Genomic DNA, 3,651 nt, shown 5'->3' on the forward strand with positions numbered 1-3,651 from the left:
TGCCTTGATTTGGATACAGTTACCCTTACTCAGGTTAACGTTTATGAACAACCAATCCGTATTATGCAAGGACATTTAGACCCTTCTGGATTCTGGCAAAAAGGTAGTCTTGTAATTTATAACGGGAAAAACAAATTACCAAAAGTTACGGCACCGTCGTGGCATTTTGAGCATTTCGATTGGCCTAATGAATTAGTACTGATGAAGCCGGGGGATAAGTTTGTGTCCCAGTTTAAATTAAGTGATTTTTTTGCTATGCAGGGGTTTGAAGTCTCGGGCTTATATTACCAACCTTACCTTGATGTAATTGTAAATGGTAAAGAAATTTCTCCAGATGTAAAATCAAACCGTTTTATTGTAAGTGATCAGTGTTCTGACAAGGATTGACTCACGATGTCGCTCGTACCCAACGAAAATGGCAATGTGGGCGCGGCAGGCCCGAGGTGGAGCACGGAGGCGCTTAACTCAACGGATAAAATGAAAAAAATGCCGGGCAGCTGCGCTGTCCGGCATTTTTTGTATCAGTAAATCTTTACTCGGCTACTTTCATATTAGTGTTGATCACCACACCATGTTGATCGACAGCAAAAGACAGGCCTAATTGCATATTGGTGTCCATCATCGCTTCAAACTCCTCAGGCATAGGTTGCCCGGATAACTGAATGGCATCGGCCATCGCAGTAAAGAACTGCTTATAGTCCATCCCAAAAGACATAATGCCATTTTTGGTGAGCGTCTCTTTGCCAATCACATCTGCCTGCGCTTTCGCTTTATCACCCACATAGAGCAACAAATGATTAGCACTGGCTCTTAAGCGCACATCTAAGCCGAGCATAGCAACAGGTGGAAACATCTCAGCCACGGAAATATCTTCACCGACAGCAGGTAAGCTAATACCGGCCAGTGGCGGTAGCATAGCTTTAGCATTCGCTAACAGGCTTTGTGGATTGTCGGCGCTAAGGCTAAGTAGTGCATCGGCCGTTTTAGGCTGGCCGGTTGCCATGTCCATGCTAAAGCCGTTAATGGTAACAGACAGGCCCTGTAAGCCATTAGCAGCCATACCCGCCATGGCTAACATCATCATTGGGTTTTGTTGTTTCATCTGCGCTTGTATAGCTACTAGCGGCTCGCAGCTTAGCGTTAAATCAGTCATTCCAGCCCAGATGCTACTGATGGCAGGCGTGAGCTGGCTGATGTCGGTGCCAAGCGCCAGATAGAACATCGAGGAGTGCAAGCTACCATTGAGGCTGCCCGGAATAAAACCTTGCAGATTTTGCAAACTGTCCAGCGCAATTTTGCTGGCAGTGGGGAACAGCATTTTGCTGCTGATGGTCATACCGCTGGCAGCTTGCTGCTTGATTTCAGCGTCCATCACCAGACCTGGCCAGTTTTTGGTTAACATGGCAACATCATTGCGGCACGCCGGCGTATGCCATACTTCTAATGCCGCGGGCAAGCCGTCGGTAAAGGTTAGTTGTACATCCTCTGCCAATTGGTTGCCATTGGTCGTGGTAAAGGCGAGCGCCAGTTGCTCGGTGCTGATAAAACCCAGACCATCTTGTCTTAGCGAATATTTTTTGGTGATTTCGGCCAGTTTATTGCTGTTACCCAGGTTTTTTGCCGGTTTTTGCTGTGCTAAGACCTGGGCTCTGTGCTGCTCAGACAGTTTATCGCTATGCAGCGCCACGGTACCCCAGCCCCGATCAACACTGACCAACAGGGTTAAACCCTCTAAAATATCGTCTAACGGGTATGCCTGATAGCTGTGGCCCGCCAAGCTTTTTGTTTGCACCGCTATGCAGCTTTCAGTGGCAGCCTTTTCAAAAAACTGTTTAAAGGTAGCGGCATCAGTGACTTCCATCCGCATTACCGGGGCGGCACCAACCAGATAACTTAATGAGCGGGTTTTAGCGGCAATGCCGCTGTCTTTTTCAAAGCTATCCGGGTTGGCAATGATGTTCAGATAATTCTGGAACAGCGCAACGCCAAACTGCATGGCGTTGCTTGAGCTTGACGATAACGCGGCCAGCATTTGTTGCATGTCATCAGTGTCAAACTGCGCGGTAGAGGCCCCCATGCTTTTTAGATAAGTCACCAGATCCAAAGGGATAAATTGGCCTGAAAACATTACCGTATCTGCAGGCACATAATCAAGTTCTGCCAGCGTTACTGCGGTAGTAGAGGATTTATTAACAGCATAATAGCTAACGGCAGCTGCAGTAATTACAGCGGCGGCGATGAGGGTTTTGCGCATTGTCTGCTCCTTTGACACTAATTAAATTAAAAGCGCCGCTTAGCGCTTCTCATCCGGGAAGGTAACGTTAAGTTCCAGTACGGAGATTTGGTCACCGCGCTGCTCCAGTGATACGGCAATGTGATCGGCTGGGATATCCACATACTTGCGGATCACTTCCAGAATATCGCGTTCTAATTGCGGCAGATAATCCGGGCCATTGCGCCTTTTGCGCTCGTGCGCCACGATAATTTGCAGCCGCTCTTTGGCGGTGCTGGCGGTGTTTTTCTTGGTTGAGCGAAAATAATCCAGTAATGACATCAGTTATCCTCCGAAAATCCTTTTTATAAAGCCCTTTTTCTCCACCGTTAAAAACCGGAACGGCACTTGCTCGCCTAATAAGCGCTTTATCGTATCCAGATAAGCCTGACCAGCGTCGCTGTCTTTATCCAGAATCACCGGCTGCCCCGAGTTTGAGGCATTTAATACCGCTTGCGACTCAGGAATAACGCCAATCAGCTCAATCGCCAGAATTTCTTTAACATCTTCTACGCTGAGCATTTCGCCTTTTTCTACCCGCTCCGGGTTATAGCGGGTTAACAGCAAATGTTCTTTAATGCCCTCAAGGCCTTGCTCGGCACGACGTGACTTGCTGGACAGCATGCCTAAAATGCGATCGGAGTCGCGAACTGATGACACTTCCGGGTTAGTGACCACTACCGCTTCATCGGCAAAATACAGTGCCATCATCGCACCCGATTCAATACCGGCCGGCGAGTCACAAATAATAAAGTCGAAGTCCTGGGCTAAATCGTTTAGTACTTTTTCTACGCCTTCTTTGGTCAGGGCGTCTTTATCCCGCGTTTGCGAGGCGGGTAAAATATAGAGGTTATCGGTACGCTTATCTTTGATCAGGGTTTGCTTTAAATTGGCTTCGCCATTAATCACATTGACAAAGTCGTATACAACGCGGCGCTCACAACCCATGATTAAATCCAGGTTACGCAGGCCAATATCAAAATCAACAATAACAGTTTTATGACCGGCTAACGCTAAGCCAGTACCAATAGCGGCACTGGAGGTGGTTTTACCCACGCCGCCCTTGCCTGATGTCACCACAATAATTTTTGCCATAGTGAAAATCCTTACACTAATTCAGAAATAACCAGATGGGCGTCCTGCAACCGGATAGTGGCTGCCTTACCCCAAAATTCGCCCTGTAAGCTGTCGCTGAGCCAGTAATTGCCGGCCACAGACACTAATTCGGCTTGCAGGTTGGAACAAAAAATACGTTTGCTGCTGTCGCCACTGGCTCCGGCAATCGCCTTGCCGCGCAGCGAGCCATAAATATGAATATTGCCATCGGCAATCACTTCCGCTCCCGCACCTACGGTACCTTTGATAATTAAATCAGCGCC

General features: G+C 48.0%; 5 protein-coding genes. 1 reads left to right on the forward strand and 4 read right to left on the reverse strand.

Annotated elements, in window-relative coordinates:
• On the forward strand, positions 1-387 hold a 387-nt coding region (locus V7D78_RS16450), incomplete at its 5' end, for a hypothetical protein (RefSeq protein ID WP_333609543.1).
• 145 nt (positions 388-532) lie between these two features.
• On the opposite strand, the gene V7D78_RS16455 is transcribed toward V7D78_RS16450, so the two are convergent.
• The 4 genes from V7D78_RS16455 to minC form a co-directional block, all read right to left on the reverse strand.
• On the reverse strand, positions 533-2,254 hold the full coding sequence (locus V7D78_RS16455) for a hypothetical protein (protein ID WP_333609544.1): 1,722 nt from the start codon (positions 2,252-2,254) through the stop codon (positions 533-535).
• A gap of 39 nt (positions 2,255-2,293) precedes the next feature.
• Complete coding sequence (gene minE / locus V7D78_RS16460) at positions 2,294-2,554, reverse strand: cell division topological specificity factor MinE (protein ID WP_333609545.1); 261 nt, start codon at positions 2,552-2,554, stop codon at positions 2,294-2,296.
• Between the two features lie 3 nt (positions 2,555-2,557).
• Complete coding sequence (gene minD, locus V7D78_RS16465; RefSeq protein ID WP_333609546.1) at positions 2,558-3,367, reverse strand: septum site-determining protein MinD; 810 nt, start codon at positions 3,365-3,367, stop codon at positions 2,558-2,560.
• A gap of 11 nt (positions 3,368-3,378) precedes the next feature.
• On the reverse strand, positions 3,379-3,651 hold a 273-nt coding region (gene minC / locus V7D78_RS16470; RefSeq protein WP_333609547.1), incomplete at its 5' end, for a septum site-determining protein MinC.

This window comes from Arsukibacterium sp., from assembly GCF_036735525.1.
Classification (GTDB): Bacteria; Pseudomonadota; Gammaproteobacteria; order Enterobacterales; family Alteromonadaceae; genus Alishewanella.

Coding starts and splice junctions, on each gene's coding strand:
- minD (WP_333609546.1), bottom strand. CDS start 3,367: ATGGCAAAAATTATTGTGGTGACATCAGGCAAGGGCGGCGTGGGTAAA.
- minE (WP_333609545.1), bottom strand. CDS start 2,554: ATGTCATTACTGGATTATTTTCGCTCAACCAAGAAAAACACCGCCAGC.
- V7D78_RS16455 (WP_333609544.1), bottom strand. CDS start 2,254: ATGCGCAAAACCCTCATCGCCGCCGCTGTAATTACTGCAGCTGCCGTT.